General features: G+C 60.7%; 12 protein-coding genes. 6 read left to right on the top strand and 6 right to left on the bottom strand.

Annotation, left to right across the window (positions count from 1 at the left end):
- Nucleotides 1-182: 182 nt before the first annotated feature.
- A complete protein-coding gene (gene ycf46 / locus ACVWZU_RS00245; RefSeq protein ID WP_457387285.1) occupies nt 183-1,694 on the top strand; it encodes a stress-responsive protein Ycf46 in 1,512 nt (503 codons plus the stop codon).
- 124 nt (nt 1,695-1,818) lie between these two features.
- Entirely contained in the window at nt 1,819-2,169 is a 351-nt protein-coding gene (locus ACVWZU_RS00240; protein ID WP_414355711.1) for a DUF1257 domain-containing protein, read from the top strand.
- Nucleotides 2,170-2,292: 123 nt separating this feature from the next.
- Here ACVWZU_RS00240 and ACVWZU_RS00235 read toward each other — a convergent pair whose 3' ends face one another.
- Nucleotides 2,293-3,531 carry a phosphoglycerate kinase gene (locus tag ACVWZU_RS00235; RefSeq protein WP_457442738.1) on the bottom strand — a complete coding sequence of 413 codons (1,239 nt, stop codon included), beginning with the start codon at nt 3,529-3,531 and terminating at the stop codon, nt 2,293-2,295.
- A gap of 207 nt (nt 3,532-3,738) precedes the next feature.
- On the opposite strand from ACVWZU_RS00235, the gene pds reads away from it, so the two are divergent.
- The 3 genes from pds to ACVWZU_RS00220 all read left to right on the top strand — a co-directional run bounded on the left by pds (nt 3,739) and on the right by ACVWZU_RS00220 (nt 7,090).
- Complete coding sequence (gene pds, locus ACVWZU_RS00230; RefSeq protein ID WP_011433297.1) at nt 3,739-5,157, top strand: 15-cis-phytoene desaturase; 1,419 nt, start codon at nt 3,739-3,741, stop codon at nt 5,155-5,157.
- A 156-nt stretch (nt 5,158-5,313) separates the two neighbouring features.
- Nucleotides 5,314-6,192, top strand: a complete 879-nt coding sequence (locus ACVWZU_RS00225) for a phytoene synthase (protein WP_457442736.1) — start codon at nt 5,314-5,316, stop codon at nt 6,190-6,192.
- A gap of 82 nt (nt 6,193-6,274) precedes the next feature.
- Nucleotides 6,275-7,090, top strand: coding sequence for an ABC transporter permease (locus tag ACVWZU_RS00220; protein WP_457442873.1), 816 nt, complete (start codon nt 6,275-6,277; stop codon nt 7,088-7,090).
- Here ACVWZU_RS00220 and ACVWZU_RS00215 read toward each other — a convergent pair.
- The 5 genes from ACVWZU_RS00215 to ACVWZU_RS00195 form a co-directional block, all read right to left on the bottom strand.
- A complete protein-coding gene (locus ACVWZU_RS00215) occupies nt 7,087-12,135 on the bottom strand; it encodes a DEAD/DEAH box helicase (protein WP_457442734.1) in 5,049 nt (1,682 codons plus the stop codon). The two genes, ACVWZU_RS00220 and ACVWZU_RS00215, sit on opposite strands and share 4 nt — an antisense overlap.
- Nucleotides 12,136-12,403: 268 nt before the next feature.
- Nucleotides 12,404-12,799, bottom strand: a complete 396-nt coding sequence (gene vapC / locus ACVWZU_RS00210) for a type II toxin-antitoxin system VapC family toxin (RefSeq protein WP_011433301.1) — start codon at nt 12,797-12,799, stop codon at nt 12,404-12,406.
- A gap of 2 nt (nt 12,800-12,801) precedes the next feature.
- A complete protein-coding gene (locus ACVWZU_RS00205; RefSeq protein WP_011433302.1) occupies nt 12,802-13,005 on the bottom strand; it encodes a type II toxin-antitoxin system VapB family antitoxin in 204 nt (67 codons plus the stop codon).
- A 43-nt stretch (nt 13,006-13,048) separates the two neighbouring features.
- Complete coding sequence (locus ACVWZU_RS00200; RefSeq protein WP_457442732.1) at nt 13,049-17,650, bottom strand: DUF559 domain-containing protein; 4,602 nt, start codon at nt 17,648-17,650, stop codon at nt 13,049-13,051.
- Nucleotides 17,647-20,541: a helicase-related protein gene (locus ACVWZU_RS00195; protein ID WP_457442730.1), complete on the bottom strand. Its 2,895-nt coding sequence runs from the start codon at nt 20,539-20,541 to the stop codon at nt 17,647-17,649. The genes ACVWZU_RS00200 and ACVWZU_RS00195 overlap by 4 nt, the downstream gene beginning before the upstream one ends.
- A 97-nt stretch (nt 20,542-20,638) precedes the next feature.
- Between ACVWZU_RS00195 and ACVWZU_RS00190 the strand changes: the two genes are divergently transcribed.
- Entirely contained in the window at nt 20,639-21,199 is a 561-nt protein-coding gene (locus ACVWZU_RS00190; RefSeq protein WP_457442728.1) for a Crp/Fnr family transcriptional regulator, read from the top strand.
- The last annotated feature ends 116 nt before the right edge of the window (nt 21,200-21,315 follow it).

Here is a 21,315-nt window from a genome sequence, read left to right as displayed (position 1 = left end):
CCCCCTTCAGGAACTTGAGCTGATAGGAGCAGACAGCAACACAGAAGGCTTCTAAAATCCTCTCAAAATCCATCCAACAAGGGCGTACTCCCAAGTGCAATCCAATACCTAGGCAACTCGAACCCCATTTTTCAACCGTTCTGGCGGCTCCTGAAATTTCCCCTCTGCAGTTGGTGTTTCCCATGCAAGAGCTAAGCATCCTCATTCAAGCTCAATACCCACTGCTGTACCTGCTGACTCCAGAGGAGGAACGGGCAGAAGCGGCTCTGGCAGCAATTGCCCGCACCCTTAAGCCTCAGCGTCGCCTATTCATTTGGACAGTTACCCACGGCATCGTCGAATACGGCAACCCCCGCAGCCTCACCCAGCACAACACCCAATCCCCCCAGCCCGCCATCCAGTGGGTAATGGAGCAAAAGGATCCCGCCATCTGCGTCTTCAAAGACCTACATGACTTCTTGGACAACACCGAGGTGAAGCGCTGGCTGCGGGATGCTATTGCCAGCCTGAAGGGATCCCACAAAACCATCCTGCTCATGTCGCCGGTGCAGGTGATCCCGGTCGAGCTGGAGAAAGACATTTGCGTAGTGGACTTCCCCCTGCCGGACATGGCCACATTGGAGCGCGCCCTCAACCGCCAGCTGGAGCAGATCCCGCGCTCCCTGCCTTTGGCTCCTGATACCCGCGAAAAGTTGCTCAAGGCGGCCCTGGGCCTAACGCAGGACGAGGCAGAAAAAGTCTACCGCAAGGCTGTGGTGATGCATGGTCGCCTCACCGAGGCAGAAGTAGACATCATCCTCTCTGAGAAGAAGCAACTGATCCGGCGCAACGGCATTCTCGAGTTTATCGAAGAGGATGAGACCATCGACGCCGTGGGCGGTCTGGAAGAGCTGAAGCGCTGGCTGCTGCAACGTTCTGAGGCCTTCACTGAGCGGGCCCGCGCCTATGGACTGCCTCAACCCAAGGGTATGCTGATCCTGGGCGTGCCTGGCTGCGGTAAGTCGCTGATCGCCAAGACCACTGCCCGTCTCTGGGGCCTGCCCCTGCTGCGTCTGGACATGGGCCGCGTTTATGATGGCTCCATGGTGGGCAAATCGGAAGCGAATCTGCGCAGTGCCCTGCGAACTGCTGAATCTCTCGCCCCTGCCATCCTTTTCATCGACGAGCTGGACAAAGCCTTTGCTGGATCAGCAGGCTCCAGCGATTCTGACGGGGGCACCTCCAGCCGCATCTTTGGCTCTTTCCTAACCTGGATGCAGGAGAAGCGCTCGCCGGTCTTTGTCATGGCCACCGCCAACCGTGTGGACCGTCTGCCGGGCGAATTCTTGCGCAAGGGCCGTTTTGACGAAATCTTCTTCGTGGACTTGCCCAACATCAACGAGCGCATCGAGATCTTTCGGATCCACCTGCAGAAGCGGCGGCGCGATATCAGCCGCTTTAACCTGCGCCAGCTAGCTGCCGCCTGTGAAGGCTTCTCCGGCGCAGAGATCGAACAAGTTTTGATTGCTGCCATGTACGAAGCGTTTGCCCAGAACCGTGAGTTTACCCAGCTGGACATTCTGGCAGCAACGAAAGCAACTCAACCGCTATCTCGCACCATGACGGAGCAAGTGGTAGCGTTGAGGGAATGGGCCCAGCAGCGGGCTCGGCCTGCAGCGGCCTCTGTAGCCGAGTACCAGCGGCTGGAGTTCTAGGAGGAGGTGAGGATCCAAAGCTACCTTGACAAAAGCAGGGACGGCAGGGCCCAAACCTTCCCCAAAGAACAGTGCCCATTGTTTGTGTTGATGTTCCAACCCCTACACACAGGAGAGAAACACCATGTCTCATTTTAGCACCTTGCGTACCAAGATCACCGATAGCCAAATCCTGATCAACTCTCTGCGCGATCTCGGCTACACCGTTAAGCTGAACGCCGACGTGCGTGGCTACAACGGCCAGCGTGTTCGCGCTGACATCGTGGCTCAGTTGGAAGGCGACTACGACCTGGGCTGGTCGAAGAATCCCGACGGTTCCTACGACCTGATCGCCGATCTGTGGGGCGTGGCCAAGAAGCACAACCAGACCGAGTTGATCAACTCCATCAACCAGAAGTACGCCGTCAACAAGACCTTGGCCGAGGTGAAGCGTCCTGGCTTGAACAACGCCAACGTTAAAGTGGTGATGCACTAAGCCGGATCCTGTCTCGCCATCGCTGCAGCGATCTACACCGACTAAAGTTAGGAGGGGCTGAATCCAGCCCCTACTTTTTGGCTTGGTTTTTGGATTGGAGGGGCTGCGACCCGAAGGAGGAACCTACGCTTCTGTGAGAGCGGCAATGCCGGGCAGCACCTTCCCTTCCAATAGCTCCAAGCTGGCCCCGCCGCCGGTGGAGATGTGGGTCATCTTGTCAGCGAGGCCAACTTTCTCGACAGCTGCCACCGAGTCGCCGCCGCCGATGATGGTGGTGGCTCCCGCTTGAGTGAGATCGGCCAGGGTGCGGGCGATGGCTTCTGTGCCCACGGCAAAGCGGTCAAACTCAAAGACGCCCATCGGCCCGTTCCAGACCACGGTTTGGCACCCCTGCAGGGCAGCCTGGAAGGCTTTGATCGATTCCGGGCCGATGTCCAAGCCCATCCAATCCTCGGGGATGGCGTGGATGGAAACGGTCTGGGCCTGGGCATCTTTGTCAAACCTATCGGCTACCACCACATCCACCGGCAGCAGCAGCTCCACCCCCCGCTCTTTGGCTTTTTCCATCAGGGAGCGGGCCAGATCCAGCTTGTCGGTTTCCACCAAAGACTTGCCGGTTTGGATCCCTTGGGCTTGGTAAAAGGTAAAGATCATGCCGCCGCCCAGCAGGAGCTTGTCCACTTTTTCCAGGAGCCGCTCAATGACGCCGATCTTAGTGGAGACTTTGGAGCCGCCGATGATGGCCGCCAAGGGGCGCCGCGGATTCTCGATGGCGCCCGAAAGAAACTGCAGCTCCCTTTCCACCAGGTAGCCAGCCGCAGCAGGCTGGAGGTAGGCGGTGACGCCGGCAGTAGAGGCGTGGGCGCGGTGGGCACTGCCAAAGGCGTCGTTGACGAACAGGTCGGCCAGTGAGGCCAACTTGCGGGCAAATTCCGGGTCGTTGTCCTCCTCTTCTGGGTAGAAGCGGACGTTTTCCAGCAGGGCCACCTGACCGTTTTCCAGGCGGTTCACTACCGCCTCGGCCTCAGGGCCGATGCAGTCGGGGGCAAAGGCAACCGGCTGGCCCAGCAATTGAGAAAGACGGGTGGCTACGGGGGCCAGGCTATTGCCCTCGCGGGCGACCTTAACCGCGCCTGTCTCTTTGTCCTTCTTGACGGGGCGGCCCAGGTGGCTGGTGAGGATCACTTTGGCGCCTGCCTGGGTGAGGGCCTGGATGGTGGGCAGGGAGGCGCGAATGCGGGTGTCGTCGGTGATGTTGCCCTGGGGATCCAACGGGACGTTGAAGTCGGCGCGCACCAGCACGCGCTTGCCGTTTAAATCAAAGCCAGATGACAGCAGGGATCCCAGTGTTTGTTTGGCCATCGTTGTTTTCCCCCGGACTGCAGAAAATCTTTATTTTTTCTTCCGTATGTATCCTACCAGCGATTGGGATCCCGGCAGTGAGACAGATGGGCTTCGGGATCCCCTTGTTCCGCTGCTTTTGCTGGGTCGGCCTTCCGTCTGCCCCTTGGCCCCGGCAATTGTAACGGTTTGCAAATAGAATGAAAGTGTTGCTTTGTCGTTACCCTCATGCGTGTTGCCATTGCTGGTGGCGGGCTGGCCGGGCTGGCCTGTGCCAAGTATCTCTGCGATGCCGGGCATCAACCGCTCCTCTTTGAGCGGCGGGATGTTTTGGGTGGCCTGGTGGCTGCCTGGAAAGATGCCGACGGCGACTGGATCGAGACGGGGCTGCACAACTTTTTTGGCGCCTACCCCAACACGTTGCAGCTGTTCCGGGAGCTGGGCATCTCCGATCGCCTGCAGTGGAAGGAACACAGCTTGATTTTCAACCAGCCGGACAAGCCGGGCACCTATTCCCGCTTTGACCTGCCGGATATTCCCGCTCCTTTCAACGCCATTGTCGGCATCTTGCGCAACAACGACATGCTCACCTGGGGGGAAAAGGTGAAGTTTGCCCTGGGGCTGGTGCCGGCCATGATTCGCGGCCAGCGCTATGTGGAGCAGATGGATCGCTATAGCCTCTTGGAATGGCTGCGGCGGCAGGGTATTGACGAGCGGGTCAACACCGATATTTTCATAGCCGTCTCCAAGGCCCTGGCCTTCATCAACCCGGAGGAGATCTCGGCCATGGTGCCCCTGACGGCCTTGAACCGCTTTTTGCAGCAAAAAGATGGCTCTAGGATTGCCTACCTAGACGGCGCTCCCCCAGAGCGGCTCTGCCAGCCGATGGTGGACTACATTGTCGCCCGTGGGGGGGAAGTGCATTTGAAGGCGGCGTTGCAGGACATTCGTCTCAACCTCGATAACAGCGTGGCCGGGTTTTGCTTAGCCACCCCCTCTGGGCCGGTGGAGGTGACTGCCGATGCCTATGTCTCGGCCCTTTCGGTGGACGCGCTCAAGGAGCTGCTGCCGGCGCAGTGGTGGGGGATCCCCTTTTTCCAAAAGCTGCGTGAACTGGAGGGGGTGCCAGTAATTAGCCTGCAGATCTGGTTTGACCGCAAGATTACTCACATCGATCACTCCTTGTTTTCCCGCTCGCCGCTATTGAGCGTGTATGCCGACATGAGCAACACCTGCCGGGCCTATGCCGATCCGGAGCGGTCCATGTTGGAGCTGGTGCTGGCTCCGGCTGCCGAGTGGATTGATCGCGGCGATGAGGAGATCTTTGCCGCCACGCTGGAGGAACTGAAAAAACTCTTTCCCCAGCACCTTACCGGCCCCAACCCCGCCCGCGTGCGCAAGTGGGTGGTGGTGAAAACGCCGCGCTCGGTCTACAAGGCTACCCCTGGCAGACAGCAGTATCGCCCCACTCAAGTTACCCCTATTCCCAACTTCTTCTTGGCGGGCAGCTACACCCTACAGCCCTTCCTGGGCAGCATGGAGGGGGCCATCCTCTCCGGCAAGTGGGCGGCGGAGGCCATCAACAAGGGGATCCCATTTCAACGCGCTTCTGTCTCGGCCTCAACTCTGGCAGCTGCGGGGGTCTAGCTCTCCGCCGTCCGCCTCCTATGCCTTTTGAATCTTTCTTTTCCCCACAACCTCTTCTAGGCTATCCGCGGCGTCCGCTTTCCCGTAGTGTTGATATGTGCCCTCGCCGTTCCTCTTCCTTCTCTATCCTGGCCCTGTGCTCCTGGAGATAGCCAGATGAGTCCGCTTGAGCAATCTTTTGCCCTCTGTCGCCAGATTACGGCCAAGCACGCTAAGACTTTCTACCTGGGATCCCTGCTCTTGCCCCAGTCCAAACGGCGGGCCATCTGGGCCATCTACGCTTGGCTGCGGCAAACCGATGAGTTGCTGGATGGACTGGAAGCCAGCCAGGCAGAGGTGGAGGTCACCCGCAGCAAGCTGGAGCAGTGGGGATCCCATCTGGAGTCGCTCTTCCAGGGAGGCGAGCCGCAAGTCCCCACGGACCTCGCTTTGATCCACACCATCCGCGCCTACCGCCTTTCCATCGAGCCGTTTCGCGAGATGCTGCGGGGGCAGAGCATGGACTTGGATACCCAGCGCTACGCCACCTGGGAGGATCTGCGCGTCTACTGCTACCGCGTGGCTGGGGTGGTGGGGCTGATGTGCTCGGAGATCATGGGGTTTGTGCCGGGCCGGGATGGCCGCGAGGAGGCGGTGGCGCTGGGGATCGCCATGCAGCTCACCAACATTTTGCGGGATGTGGGAGAGGACGCCCGCCGCGGGCGGATCTACATCCCCCTGGAAGATCTGCGCCGCTTCAACTACTCCGAGCGGGACCTGTTTAACTATGTTATTGACGAGCGCTGGATGGCTTTGATGGACTATGAGATCCGGCGGGCTAGAGAGCTCTATGCCCAAGCGGAACGGGGGATCCCCACCCTGCAACCCGACTCCCGCTGGCCGGTGGCCGCTTCTCTGATGCTCTACCGGCAGATCCTCAACGCCATCGAGCGCAACCACTACCAGGTTTTTCGCACTCGCGCCTACGTATCCACCCTAAGCAAGGCGTTGGCGCTGCCGGTGGCTTGGTGGCGTTCCAACTACTACGGCTATTAGCCAACGGTGCCCAACCGGAGTGGTGGCAGAAAATCGGACACAAGACGGCAAGCCCAAAACCCGTGAACGGCGAGGAAAACGTATGGTGAACCGTGCCCTGACCCTACCCTATCAGCAAATTTGGGAAGACAGTTTAACCATCTTCTGGCGCGACTGGCTGGATCTGCGGGGGCGAGTTTGGCAGGTGGTGGCCTCAGGTCTGGTGGCCCCCCTCATCTACATTGTCGCCTTTGGGGTGGGCCTAGGGGGATCCCTGCGGGCCGAAGCTTTGGCCGAGGTGGCCGGATCCACGGCGGCAGGTTCTTATTTGCGCTTTATTTTGCCGGGGATGGTGGCTCTTTCAGCCATGACCATCAGCTTTGCCGGCACCACCTTCTCCATTTGTGGATCGCGGCTATTTACCAAGAGCTTTGAAGAGCTGCTGCTGTTGCCGGTGCACCCCTTGTCTTTGCATCTGGGCAAGGTGCTGGCGGGCATTGCCCGCGGCCTGCTGACGGCCTTGGGGGTGTTGGCGGTGGGGGTGCTGGGTACGGGGGCCTGGGGCCTGCTTCACCCCTTGTCGCTGTTGGTTCTACTTTTGGATTGCGCCGTCTTTGCCGGCATTGGGGTAATTGCTGGCTTGAAGGTGCCCAGCCTGGAGAGTGTGGGCGTGCTAACCAACTTTTTGATTACGCCCATGTCTTTCCTAGGGGCCACCTTTTTCGATCCCGCCCAGTTGCCGACCTACCTGCAGGTGCTGGTCTATTGCCTGCCCCTTTCCTACGCCAGCATTGGCATGCGGGCAGCCGCCTACCAGCCGCTTGCGGAGTTTCCCTGGTACACGGTGGGAGTTTTGGGCGGCTTGGCGGTAATCCTGGCTTTTGTGGGAGCTTATCTGTTTTCCCACCAGCAGGACTAGCTGCCCTTGCCAAATACTTCTGGGTAGCGAGCCAGCTGCTCTTGCAAATCTTGGTTGTAGCGCAGAACAAGCACGCGGTAGCCCCGTCCCTGCAGCTGCGAGCGCAGTTGGCGATCCCGTTCCGCTTGGGCAGGCTGGTCGTGGACTGGGCCATCGCAGAAGATGCAGATGTTGGGGCTGTAGAAGAAGTCAACGACGCAGTCGGGATCGGCAATGGCTTTCTGGGCATCCTCAGGCAGCCGATACCCTCCTGCTGCCAGCGTTTCGAGAAAGCGGCGCTCCAGTTCAGAGCGAGGGTCCAGGAGCTGGCGCAGCCACTCCAGGTGCTCTTGGCGGGAGCGACCCAGGGAGCGCAGCTCGGTGCGGCTGTTGGCCAGCAGGCCCAAAAGATCCCGGATCTGATAGCGGTCAAGCTGCAGCGCTTCCCGTTGGTTGGCATAGCTGAGCAGGCATTCGTAGCAGGCTGCTCGGCATTCGGGCCGCAGGTCTTGGATCCCGGCCTCTGAAAGCTGGAAGTGACAGATCTCCAGCGCCACTTGGGCCACTTCCGCTAGAGCCTGGGGCTCTTCCACCAGGCGCCGCAGGACGCCAGCGCCCCCTTCTGCTGTTTCGTAGAAGAGCATGGCCTGATGGGATCCCTGGCCGATGCACTCGGCGGCCAGCTCTGTCTCTTCTAGCTCAAAGGTCTCTTCGATCCCTCGCTTGAGGGCATAGCGCAGGGTGGTCTCCAGGGCCTGCGGATTCTCCACCCCTGGCTGAACCAGGCGCACCAGCAAGAGGTTTTGGGTAGCGCGCACTGCCAGGCGGATGGGCTGCAAGGACATCTGGCTAGACGAGCTAGCCCTATTGCCCCCAAGCTGAGCTCGAGAAGGGACTTCGCCATTGTCAAAGTTGACCAGGAAACCTCGCCCCCCACTGCCCCGCCAGCCGGAGTTGATGCGCAGCAGCGTGGCGGCTGGGGCATAGCGCAACTGCAGCAGGGGAGTTTCGCCCCTTAGCACGTCGGCTTCCTGGACGCGGTAGCCTGAACTTTCGGGAGCAAACTGAAAGAAAGTCTGCAGCTCGTATCCCTGTCGCCGCCGCTCTTCTTCGTCGGCAGTAATGCGATCCCGCCGCCGCATGCGCACATTGGGCATTTCCAGAAGCTGGGTAAAGAGGCTGTTTTGCCCATCGAACTGGGTGCCGCAGACGGGGCAGCAATCCAGGTGGGGATCGGCAAAGGCCCCACAGCTAAAACAGAGCTTGTGGCTACTTTTGCGCTCCTCCAGGCCGCCGGGCGGAGCCTGAAACGCCACTGCTTCCCACTGGCAGCCCTCATGGTAGAGGAAGTTGTGGGGAGCAAACTCGCGGATAGCCAAAAAGCGAGGCCGGGCGATGAACTCGCCCTCGCTGCCGCGGGGCACCCAGGCCCGCACCGGCAAGGCAGGGAAGTTGTAGCCGGGCAAGAAGCCTTCGCTAGCCAAATAGCGGTAGGGATAGAAGTCGCTTTCCTCCCGCTGGGTTCCAATCTGCAGCAGCAAGTTGCGCTGGCGCAGGGCTTCTTGCTGGCGGCGCTCGGCTTCCTGTTGGTCTTTCTTTTGGCGAGTCGTCTGGAGCTGGCGGTTAGCGGCTTCCAACTGCTGCGTGGCAGCCCGATAGAGCTCTCGCCAGCGATCGAAAGCTCGGTCAAAAGCCTGGGGTGCCTCTTCAATGACCTGCTGAAGCCAGCGCTCGCTAAACCAGCCGCTTTTATCTAGGAGTTGGCGATCGGCGGCCAGCAGCTTCTGCACCTGCTCCTTCACTTGTTGGCGGGCAGACTCCTCAAGTTGGATTTGCTGGGCCACTGTCTCCCTGAGGGGCAGCTCTTCCCGATCCGCGTCGATGACGGTTTCAATGGAATTGCCTAGGGGCAGGCGCACCTGAGCCAACCAAACGGCGTGGATGTGAGCGCGCAGCAGCGATTCGTTGGCTAGATCCAGGCGGGGAGGGCGCACGCGACCGGCCACCATCTCGGGGCGGCGGCGGAAGTAGTACTGGTCGTGGCTGTTGAAAGCACTGCAATACGTTACGATTAGCCCCGGTTGCCCCTGGCGGCCTGCGCGTCCACTGCGCTGAGCGTAGTTGGCCGGCGTTGGAGGGACGTTGCGCAGATGTACCAGATCCAAATCGGCAATATCGACCCCCAACTCCAGGGTTGGCGAGCACACCAAATAGGGAAGGCGTCGAGCTTGATCCTCCCCGCGAAAGCGCTTTTCTCGCCGCTCCCGCTCCCCTAGGCGAACCACCTGAGCCGTGTGCTCTCTGGCCTCCAGGGATCCCAGCCCTGCTGCCCCGGCCTGGTAGAGGCGCTGGAAAAAGAGATTAACGGGGCGGCGGGCAGAGGAGTAGCCGCTCTGCTCGGCCCGGCGGGAATACAGAGGATCTGGTGGCGGCGAGCCATCGCCCAGGCACCAGCGCAGACAGCCAGCGTTGAGCTGGTAGGCTTCCTGGCCATTCTCCGAGTGGCGCCGCAGCAGGTCGTAGCTAACTAGGAGAGAAAGCAGGGATCCCAAAAGCTCATCGTAGGTTTCCCGGGTTAGCCCAAGGCGCTTGGCAAGAAAGCGTCCGAGGGCGCTGCGGGGGCCCAGGCTGAAAGTTGTTATGTCCTTTCCGTCGCAGCTTTGGCGGACAAAGCAGGTGGCCGTCCGCAGCTCGTCGTACTCTTCTAGGCCCCAAAACTCGTTGAGGTGTTGCTCGGCCCGTCGGCGCAGCGTTCTCTGGGACTCGGCTTTGAGCAGGCGCACATCGATGGCCAATTTGCGCCGAAACTGATCCAAAACAGCCCGCAGCAGGCGTTCCCGCTCCTCAACCTCGGCCTGGACAAACCAGGGGTGGAGAGGGGCCAGGGCCGAGCCTTGGCAAAGCTCCCTGAGGCTGCGGTATTCGATTTTCAACAAGCCCACCTGTTCCAGGTTGGGGTGGGTAACCCGCCAGCCGCGCCGCAGATCCTCGTAGAGCCGGTATTCGGTTAGCTCCGTAAAAGCCTGCCAGACCTCTTGGGCAGCCGGCGACTGGGGATCCAAATCGGGGTTTTGGGTAATGTCGGCAAGGCTCAAGCCTGAGGCCTGCACCACTGCCGGGGCTACCTCTGAGAAGTCCAGCTCTTTTTTCTCCTGCAGGGCAGCATAGAGCGCGGCCCGCAAAAGGGCCACGTGGACAAAGTCGTTGAAGTGGCCGGCCTGCAAGGAGGCATCCTGGCGGTTGTCGGTAAAGGTGAGCAGCTTGCCGCGGGCTGCACCCGTCTGAGCGGCATGGCGCAGCAGGGAGGTGGCAAGGATGGTGGTGGCGCTGGAGCGGCCTTCGCTGGAGAGGGAAGCCAGCTTGACAAACTCCCGCTCGCGGCCCCTGTAGTACTCGCCGCAGGCCAGGCACAGGGAAAAGGGGTGGGGCTGCCACCACATCTTCTGCGCCTCCGCCTGGGGGTACTCGGAAAAGGAGCCATCCGGGCGCACCCAGACGGCTTGGGGGACGCGCTTTCCCCAGTTGGGCCTGAGTCTGCCCTCAGGGGTGTACCAGTCTTCGGGGATCTGCTCCAGCGACCACTCGTTGTCAATGGGATCCAAGCTGAGGTAGCCGGCCTGCTGGTCTTCGCCTTCCTCAACCTCTTCCCCCAGAGGATAGGGCAGGAAGTGAGTCTTTGACCTGAGGACGTGGTAGTAGTCCTGGCCACAGTGGCGGCAGAACTTGACGGGGAAAAACAGCTTTCCTTCCCCTGCTTGCACTTGTCCTTCCAGGGAAAACTGCCGCTTGTCCCGACTTTCCAGGGTGGCATAGAGGGTGCGGCCCTGGGAGATAAACTGGTGCAACTTCAAGGCCGGGCCGCGGCTAGAGCCCTCCCGCAGGCTGCTGGCGTGGGCCAGAAACTGGCGTAGGGACTCGGTGCAGCTCTCAGGGGTAGTGCTGGTCAGCTCTGCCAGTTGGGCGGCCACCTCGGAGAGCTTCCTGGGCACGCGGCGCTTGATGCCGTCGGGACTTAACTCTAGGCCCAGCTCGTACTCCAACCAGCGCATCAAGGGGTGGCGGCGCAGGCTAGCTAGGTCGGTGGGCCAGGGGGGATCGAGGGCGGGTTTGAGCTCTTCAGGTGAAGGCGGGCCACCTTCGCTCAAAGGGGCCAGGGTCTCCTCGATAATCTGCTCCGGTGTGAAGGGATGGCCAAAGAAGCGGCTGGCGAAGTCGGCCACGGTCTGGCGGCGCTCCAGGGCACTGGCCTCGGGGCGGGAGATCATGGTGGCGCTGGTGCCAATGTGCACCAGGTTCTTGGCGGCGCAGCGTCCCTTGAGGCGGCGAACCAGCATGGCCACGTCGGCCCCCTGCCGACCCCGGTAGGTGTGCAGCTCGTCAAAGACCAGAAAGCGCAGGCCGTTGGGGCTGAGGAAGCGCTGATCTTCGGGGCGCACCAACAGTAGCTCGGCCATCACGTAGTTGGTCAGCAGGAGCTGGGGTGGATCCCGCCGCAGGTTTTCCCGCTCGCTTTCCTCGGTTTCGCCGGTGTATTTGGCAAAGCGCAGCGGAAAGGGGCGACTGTAGCGGCGCTCATACCGCTGGCGGAGATCCTGTAAAGCCTGGTACTGGGAGTTCACCAGCGCGTTCATGGGATAGACCACTAGGGCCGTCACCTGGCCCACGGATCCCCCCTGGCGAATCCAGTTGTCAATGATGGGCAAGAAGTAGCAAAGGCTTTTGCCAGAGCCGGTGCCGCTGGTAACGACAAAACTCTTGCCTGCTAGGGCCTTGGCAACAGCTTCCTCCTGGTGGCGGTAGAGGCGGAAGGGTCTGCCATCCTCAAAGCGGAAAATGCGGGCTGTTTCTTGGGCAATGCGCCCCGCCTCGGCCAACTCGTCAACGGTTGGACCAGATACATAACTAGGGCTGAGCTGGAGGAGGGGTTCTGGCCAGAGGTGGATCCCTTCCTCTAGAGCTTGATTCACAAAGGCTTGCGCCCGTTGGTCGCCAATGAGAAAAAAGGAGCGGACAAAATCGCGATAGTCGTCCAGAACAGTGGCGTGGAGATCAAAGATGGTGGACATCGAATCTGCCCTTAAGGCCCGCTTGGTTAGCTCAAGCCTAGCTTGAAGATGCCGCAAGTGGTGTTTGAAACCGCACCCACCAAGATCTACGGCCCGCTGAACGGCAAAAAGATATCTCCGAAGTGGGATCGGCAATGCGCCAGCTTCCCCCACACCTCCAGTACCCGCCGACGGCTGCAGCGTTCTCCGAATGCAGGAACCAGAATCCCTTGCCTTTAGGCAGGGGGTATGTCAAGAGAAAACTGGTCTGCAGAAGGCCACCTCTGCCTCATGGACGAATAACCCGCAATCCTAGATGCGCCTCGTAGCCATCGAAGTCACTGTCGTGGTGGAGGAGCGGAACATTGTTCTCAATGCACCAAGTGGCAATCAAACTGTCTATTGTTTTGCGCACCGTCACGCCTTTGCGACGCAACAAGCGAAAGTTCTGCGCACTTTTCACCGCCAGGGAGGGGTTAACCATTTGCACCTGATGCAATTTCACCAGAGCACAGCGAGCCTGCTCGAAATCGGCATCTTTGCGAAAGCCCTGCAAGACTTCTGCCAAAATCAGGTCGCCCACCAGGATAAGAGTTTGATCCAGGGCCCAATCCAGATAGTCGGTGTGAAGCGATGAAATGCCGTTGAAGTAATCAATCCAGATGGTGCTGTCCACCAGGATCATCCTCAGTCCTGCAGGCACGACAGGCGTTGCTGCTGCAAATTGCCCTCCCATTTCAACTTGCCGCGTAAGTTGCGGATCTCAGCTTGCTCGTGTAGGCGAATCAGGACACGCAGCGCTTCGTGAATCACCTCGCGCTTGGTCTTGAGGCCGGTTACCTGGCGGGCACGCTCGATCAGGTCGTCATCCAGGACGATGTTGGTGCGCATGAGGAGCCACTTGTGTGTATAGAAATGCAGATCTATGTGTATTCTAAGCTTTTGTTGAGTGCTGCGCCAGCTTCTCCCACGCCTCCAGTACCAGCCGCCGGGTGCGGTATTCGCCGTATTGACCTATCTCCTTCTCCTTCAGCACGCGAAAGGTTTCGCCGGGGAAGGTGCTAGCAGCAGCGCGGGTAGCGTAGCCAGCCGGGTCGAGCGGGTCTGCCACCTCTTCCCGCGGGTCGAGTATGTCTTCCAGTTCGCGTTCGGTGAGGTCTGCCGGGTCGAGGATGTAGCGCAGTTGCTTGCGGGTGAGGCCGTAGAGCTGGGCGTAGTACGCATCGAGTTCGGCACGCAGCACCGCGCGGTGCGTATCGTCCCAGCGGAAGGGCGGAAAGGGGATGCCTTTCTGCGGGTTGGTTTCGATCTCCGGGTAAGCGCTGATCCAGGATGGCAGGCGCCCTTCATGCCTGCCGACAGCAATACGGTTTGCATCCCACGCAGCATGGATGGCTGCCCGCAGCCCGTCATCAGCTTCGTTCCACACATCGTCGGCGAAGGGCTTGAGATCCCAGGCAGTATAGGTCAGTTCCAGTGCGCGCGGCACAATGAAGGCGAGATCGGCGGGGGTGTAGGCAGTGGGGGGAAAAATAGGGAGTTGGCGGAGGATGAAGAAAGTAAGATGCGTCCCACCAATTTTCTGGCGCAATGCCCAATCAAAAATCAGGACATTTAGATTGGCTAGAAAACACGAGAGATGAATAGCCGAAATCTCACCCGTAAGGACTATGGGCATCGTATGTCCTACCCCAACTCTGGGCAGCAGGCTGAAGATGGCGGTGCGCTCGTTGGTGGCGTTGGTCACATCGCGGAAGCCGAGCAGCCAGCCGCGTTGCCACGCGCCCAGGCGGGCTTGCACTTCTTCTGCCGATACCCAGTACCAGGGCTGGACGAGGAAGTGCGGGTCGGCGTGCCGGGCTTCGTCTGGCGTGGGCAGTTGGGTGCTGGCGCGGTCGCGCACGCCCTCGTACGTCCCGTAGCGGTGGTCATAGTGCCAGATCATCTTGGCTTCGTAGAGGGGGAGGTAGCCCTCACCCCCGGCCCCTCTCCCAAGGCTTTGGGAGAGGGGAGAAGGATGCTCGTAGGAATGGGCAGTGACATAGGCAGCAATCTCTTGGAGGACTTGTTCTGTGTGGTCGAATATCTGCTCATTGGTAAAGCGCAGCATGGCAAAGCCATGTTCGCGCAGGATTTCCTCCCGCAAACGGTCGCGTTCCTGCTGAGTGGGTTCGCGGTGCACGGCGCCATCTATCTCAATGATCAGGCGGGCATCGTCACAGAAGAAGTCGGCGATGAATTGTCCAATCGGATGTTGACGTCGGAATTTTCGGCCTAGCAGCCGACGGTCACGCAACAATTCCCAGAGCAGGCTTTCGGCGGTCGTCGCCTCGCGACGCAACTGCCGCGCCCTGGCAATCAGTTCCTGGCTGGCCTTGGGTAATTCGTACCCTCCTTCTCCCGCAGCGCGAGAAGAGAGGTCGGGGGCTGCGATCCTTCCCCCCTCTCCCGCAGCGTGGGAGAGGGGGCTAGGGGGTGAGGGCACAAACACATTCCCCACCAGCCGGTAACCTTGCTTTTCCAGCTCTGCACGGGTGCGGAAGAGGTGCGAGTCGTTGGACATATCGAACATGCGCAGGAAGCGCACGCCCCAAGGGTTTTCACCCGTGTGTTCGTTAACCAACACCGGCACGCGCTGATAGATGGCGCGGGTCAGGTCGGCATCTTGCCGGGTGCGGAAGACCGGCAGGGTGCGGGTGTTGGGGTTGATGCGGGCAATGTCGGCGGCACTCAGGCGGAAGACGCGGCGCGGGTCGCGCAGGTGTTCGGGGCGGGTGGCGAAAAATGAGAACGTGAGAGCGGGAGAGGTCTCGTGTTCTCCTGCTCTCTTGCTCTCCTGCTCTCCACAAAGGGTGAGCAGGCAGAATTTCATGCGGCTGTCCACCGCCGGGAAGAGTTTTTCACGATTTTCGAAGTCGAACAGGCTGAGCAGATGTCCTTTTTCCACCAGATCGGCGAAGAAGAACTGGTTGGTGGCGTCGGTGGCGATGCCGGTGGGGACGATGATGCCCGCCCGTCCCCTCAGCAGGTGACGCACGCGCTCGGCGAAGACGGAGTAGGTGTTGATGTCGCCGTGGCCGGTGAGGGGATATTGACCACTGCCCCGTAAAAAGCGGCTGGTGCTTTCGGCGCCGTGCAGGGCACGCTGGTAGTCGTGCCAGAGGTCGGGGTTGGTCTTGGGTAGGTCGGCGATCAGCCGTTTGCGGGCGGCGGCATTCGGAGCCCGAGCAATGGCGGTATTGCGGCTGGCAAAGAACTCTTCTTCCTGCAACTTGATGCGTTCCCAGGGCGGGTTGGAGAGGATCACATCAAAGCCGCCACTTTCAAACACCTCCGGGAACTCCAGCGGCCAGTGGAAAAACCGGTTCTCGACGGCGAGGGCCTGAGCAGTGGCAAGGGCCTGGGAGGGGGTTCTCTCCTGCAGTCGATCAGCCACGGCTTGGGTGGTAATGGCCCTAGAGAAGTCAGGGATCAAGGGCTGGAAAAAAGCGGCTGTCCACAGGTTGCAGGCTTCCACTAGCTTTTGGTGTTGCGGGTCTTGGCAGTAGCGGCTGTAGAGCTGCTGCTTGCGGCTAACCTCTGCCGGGGAGTTGTCTGGAATGGCTTCTAGCTTCTGTCGCTCCTGGCTAAGCTCAGCCACCACCTGGTCAGTGTCAAAAGCAAGGGAAAGCTGCCCTGTTTGCAAACTCTGGCACTCGGTGCGATTGCGCTGCTTTAGCGAGCGGGCAGCCTCCTTGGAGTCAGCGCTAACCGGGGTAAAGGCTTCATCGGGGATGCCCTTTTCCAAAATCGCCAAATCCAAGACACCCACCAGCGAATCGCCGCACTTGATGTGGTGATCCAGGAAGGTGAGGGGCTTGCCGGCGCAGTGGGCCTCCAGCCACAGGGCCACGCGGCAGAGTTCCACCGCCAGCGGGTTTTTGTCCACGCCGTAGATGCAGTGCGCCACCACATCGCGGATGGCCTCGCGGACACGCTCGGGGGCGGGTTCCTCTTCGCCGGTGCGGATCTTTGCCAGTTCCTTGCCCAACCTGCGGGCGGCAGCAAGCAGGAAGTGACCGGATCCGCAGGCGGGATCACACACACGGATGGACAAAATCGCTTGCTCTTTTTCCTCAGGTGGGCGAGCGGCTTTCAGCCGTTCTTCGATCACTGGCTCTAGCGCCGAGCGGATGAGTTCGGCCACTAGCTCCGGCGGGGTGTAGTAGGAGCCTGTGCTCTTGCGCTCTGAGCCGTAGCTCAACTCAAAGCGAGGCGCCCCTTGCCCAGTTACAATCTGAGGCTGGTAGTCGAGCAAGCTTTCGTAGACGGATCCCAGTTCTTCTACATCCAGCGCCGCGTAGTTGACCCGCCGAAGGGGAGAGGTGGGGCTTTCTCGGTAGTAGGCTAGGTGCGAAAAGGCTTGCAGCAGATCCCGGTTGCTCAGGCTGCACTCATCCAGCTCCAGAGGGGCAAACAGCTCTCCGTTGAGAGGAGCAGCCCCCAGCAGCTCCGCTAGCTCCTCTTGGGAAAGCACCCTCCAGAGCACCCGCAAGCTGCACCAGAGATCCTCGTGTTCGTCTTGGGCACTTTGCCGATCCAAAAACCGCCGCAGCCGCGTCACGCTGTAGTGCTCGCGATAGAGCGCCGCGCTGCTCATCAACCCCCGCTCTTCGGAAACCAAGAGGAACAGGAACCGGTAGACCAAGCGCAGCAGTTGGCGGTAGAGCTCCCTGGGATCCGACAAGAGCCGCGCTCTCAGCCTCTGGTTCTTGGGATGGGCCAGGAACCCATTTGCCAGCAACCTGATGCACTCCTCAACCCCCTCCCGCAGCCGTTCCCGTACCCGGCCACCCTGCTCCAGGGCCTGTTGGTAGTACTTTTCCAGCAGACAATCCCCTGCTAGCTCTGCCGTTTGGGGCAAGCGGCTGCGGTGCAGCAGCCGAAAGAGGATGGCAAAGTCGTTAAACCGCTGCTCCTCTAGGATCTGCTTCAGGTCAAACTCCACATAGGCCTGCCGACGCACATAGGTGGAGTCCCGCAGGAGGCGCAGGGTCAATCCGTTGGTAACAATGCCCCAGAGGTGCTCGCTGCGGTTGAGATACTCCTGCAGCAGCGAGTGGGGTGCCAGGCGAGGCCGGCCAGAAGCCGGCACGCGGCCCAGCTCCTGGCGTGCGCCGACGATGTGCACCGGTGGCGCGTCTTCCGCCTCGCCCATGCGATGCGAGATGGGGAAGTTCATTCCGTCCACCTCGCAGGCGCGCGGTTGATAGCGCACCTCGATCCCCAGCAAACTGAAGAAGGGGATCGCCCAGGCATCGCGGGTGATGCTGGTGGCGAGATCGCTTTCGGGCAGGCGCTGCAGGCGGCTCTGGAAGGCCTCCCAGTACTTTCGACAATCGGCAAAGACCGCGGCAATCTCTTCGACTGGGCTGCGCTTGCTGTTAAAGCCGAAGTCTTCTGGCTTCTGTCCTGGCAGATCGCCTGCCAGCAGCTTTTCGAGAATATCGGGCCCCAACAGGCCTCCTTCGATGCGTACCCCAGAAAACTCGCTCATCGGCAAACCACTGGTTGGAGAACAAGGAGTCCTAAAAGATCGGGGGGAAGCTGCGGCTTCACCTTCAGCCCCCGCCCCTGTAGGGACACGGCTTGGCGGATGCGCCTATGGGCAGCCTCCAGCTCAGCAGCACGCTGCAAAATCCGCTCCCGCGCCGCCTGCTGCAGCCGGTGATCCCTTCCCCAGTTTTCCTCTGTCTCCTGCCACGGGCCGAGACAGGCCAGGAGATGCTGAACCAGCTCCCGCTTTTCCGCTAGCGGTAGGTTCTCATCCGGCTTGGCCGTGGCCAGCAGTTGGAGAGCTGCGCCCGTCTCCAGCCAGCGGGCCTCGCCGCTCTCCAGGCCAACACCGCCTAGCACCAGCACCTCTTCCGCCAAGAGAGGCTGCCCCTGGGGTTGCTCCACCAGGTAGCGCACCCGCAGCAGCAGTAGAGTTGTAAGATCAACTACCGCTCGGGTGCGTAGAGCGCCGCAGCGGGAGACGACAGCATCCCCTTTCTCTGGGTTGTCGAGGGCTTCCTCCAGCAAAAACTGGGCCAGGGCAACCACGACGCGGTGGTTGCGGCCAATGTATTCGGCACCTTCGGGCGTGGGCGAGTCGAAGCTGATTAGCCAACGCCCGCCTTTGGGAGAGGGCAGGGCCAGGCGAATGGCTTCCGGCAAGGTGGCAGTGGCTTCGAAGCCGACGCTAACCTGGTAGACCCCCGACCGCTTCCCTGGGGTTATGGCTAGGTTGAGGCGCTGGGCGGCAGCCAGGAAGAATTCGCGCACAGCTTCGGGATCCCCTAGCACGGCATCGGTGGCCTCCAGCTCCCGCTGCACTGCCTCAGGCTTGAGGGCCCGCTGGGCAAAACGGGTGCGGTTGCGCCGCTCCTGTTCGACAGAGCGATCCCAGCGCCGGTGAAACTCATCCACTTCCGGCACGCCAAGATCGAGGGTTAGCTGGCGCTCGGCGGACCAGTGTCCCTTGCGCAGGAAGAGGGCTTCGAGCACAGCCTGGGTAACGCTTTCGCTAGCCTCCGGCACAGGCACGTGGGTGCCCAGGGTGCGGTGGATCTCCCGCGCTTTGTTGAGCAACACCTCCAGTACCACGCCATCTACGGGGTTGTCGCGGCCAAAAAAGCGGATGACCTTGACCCGGCTGGCCTTTTGGCCGTAGCGATCCACCCGGCCCTCCCGCTGCTCCAGCCGATTGGGGTTCCAGGGCAGGTCGTAGTGGATGACGGCTGTAAACTTTTCCTGCAGGTTGATCCCTTCCGAGAGGCAGTCGGTGGCCACCAGCACCCGTGGTCGGTCAACTTCCAGGTTCGCGATCCTGGCCTCCCGCTCCTCGTCTCCCATCCTGCCCGTTACACAGGCTACTTGGGCTGGGGATCCCAGCTGTTGCCGAAGGTAACTGTCCAGATACTCCGCAGTGGCAACGTAGCGGCACCAGAGGATGGGATGAAAACCTTCCTGAAGCAACTTTTTCACCAGCTCGATGGCCCGCGCCAGTTTGGTGTCGTGCTCTGGGCCCTGGAGCTGTTTGGCCAGACGGGCCAGGGCCTGCAACCGGCGGCGGTCGCTATCCGGCAGGGTTGGGTCTGCGGCTTCAAGAGCTGGCGTTGGCAGCTCATCGTCGGTACGCTCTTCTGCCGACTCGAACACCCAGCGGCTCAGTTCTGCCTCAACCTCTTCTTCTGCCTCCAGGGTTGCTCCGCTGCGATTGTGCAATGCCGCTACTGCTGCCGCCGGGCTGGACATTACGCAGCGCAAAAGGGCCAGCGCTCCCCAGTAGCGCACTCGCTGCTGGCGCTTCTCTAGTTGCTGCCCTGTGCACACCAATTCCGAGCAAAACCCATAGGTGTCCTCGAACAGCTTGCGCTGCCCCTCAGAAAGGGTGTAGGTTTCATCTTCAGCTTCCCGGGTTGGAAAACAGGTGAGCTCCTGCCAAGTTTCCCGAATATCTCGCCGCGTGCGCTGGACAAAATGACGGGCTAGCTGGACGCGTTGGTCTTCGTTGAGATCCTGGAGATCCCATGTCTCGAACTCGGGCCGCAGCAGCCCCAGCAGCGAGCGGAAGGCCTCTTCGACACCGCTGTGGGGAGTTGCCGTCAGCAGGATCAGGTGGCGGTTGGGGTTTTGGGCCACCGCTTTGAGCAGACTGTGGCGCTCCTGCTGGTTTTTGCCATGGGCCGCCGCTGCCCCATGGACTTCGTCGGCAATGACCAGCTCAGGACAAAATTGCAGAAATGGGTGGCGGTTGCGCTCGGTCTTGACGAAGTCAATGCTGGCCACCTGGACAGGAAAGTGCTCGTAGAGGCTGCGCCCAACAGGGGTTTTTCGCTCCAATTGCCCCACCGTTCCCGAGCGGATGACCACTGGCTCCAGGTTAAACTTCTCGGCCAGCTCGCTGGCCCACTGCTCGCACAAATAGGGAGGGCACAGGACACAAAGGCGTCGGATCTCGCCGCGATCCAAAAGCCCCCTGGCTATCAGCAGCGCCTCGATGGTCTTGCCCACCCCTACGTCGTCGGCAATCAATAGCCGCACCGGATCGAGGCGCAGCGCCATGAGCAAGGGCACAAACTGGTATACCCGTGGCCGAATCGAGAGGCGCCCCAGAGAGCGAAAGGGAGTTGCGCCCTCCCGTAAAATCAGCCGGGCCGCCTGCCAGAGGAGAAGGGTACTGGTGGCATCGGCAGGATGATCCCCAGAGGGCCAAGGAAAGGCGGTAGGCTCCACTCGCTCGAAGGGCAAGGTGCCGCCCACAAGGTTCATCAGGTGTCGGTGAATGCAAACCGCATCTTCTGGGGTGCCGGTGAGGGGCCGCAGCACCACAATTTCTTCTGAATCAGCGGGGAGCACCACCCACTCGCGGTTGCGGCAGCGGACAATTGAGCCAGGCTGCATGGGATCCCTGGGAGCGACCTACCTTTTCCATTGCATCTTAGATACTCTTTGGGGACAACTCTCTCCCATCTCCCAATACCCTGCCGGCAGCGGTAGGATGAAACGGAGCCGGCCTCAGGTACCCCTCTGGCCCACCGACATCATGAGCAGCCCCCGTTATCCGTTTGAGCGTGTTCGCGAGCACTTGCTCTTCCAATCTTTGGAAGATGCCGAGTGGAAGGCGCTGACGGCAGCCCTGTTGCCCAGCCGCTTCTCTCCTGGCCAGGTGATCTTTCAAGAGGGGGATCCCAGCAGTGACCTGTACATGATCCTCAGTGGAGTGGTGGAGCTGCGTCGCCAATATGTGCGACATCCGGGAGATTATTGGCTGGCTACGCTGCACGCCGGGCGCTTGTTTGGGGAACTTTCTCTGCTGAGGGGACGGCGGCGCTCCTTTACAGCAGTGACCATAACCGAGGTGCAGACCCTGCGCCTCTCCAACGAGGGGCTGATCCTGTTGCCTCTGGAAGTACAGGTGAAACTCTACCGCGCCTGGAGCCAGATCATCAGCGAGCACCTTTACTGGCTGGATAGTATGTTCACGGATCTTCTGGAGCAGCGAGGGGTAGAAAATGTAGCCTCGGCTATGGCTCTGCTGCACCAGCGCTATCCCGCTTGAAAGAGGCTCAATCCCTGCTCCGCATAGGTTTGCAGGTCAACGTCCACGAAGACAACCCCTTGGATCCCAAATTTTGTCTTCAGAATGTTCAGGGGTTGCGATATCATGTGCTAGGC

It is taken from the genome of Thermostichus sp. MS-CIW-26, from assembly GCF_054059115.1.
The sequence above is the reverse complement of the archived record's forward strand: the minus strand, read 5'-3'. Positions and strand labels throughout refer to the sequence as shown.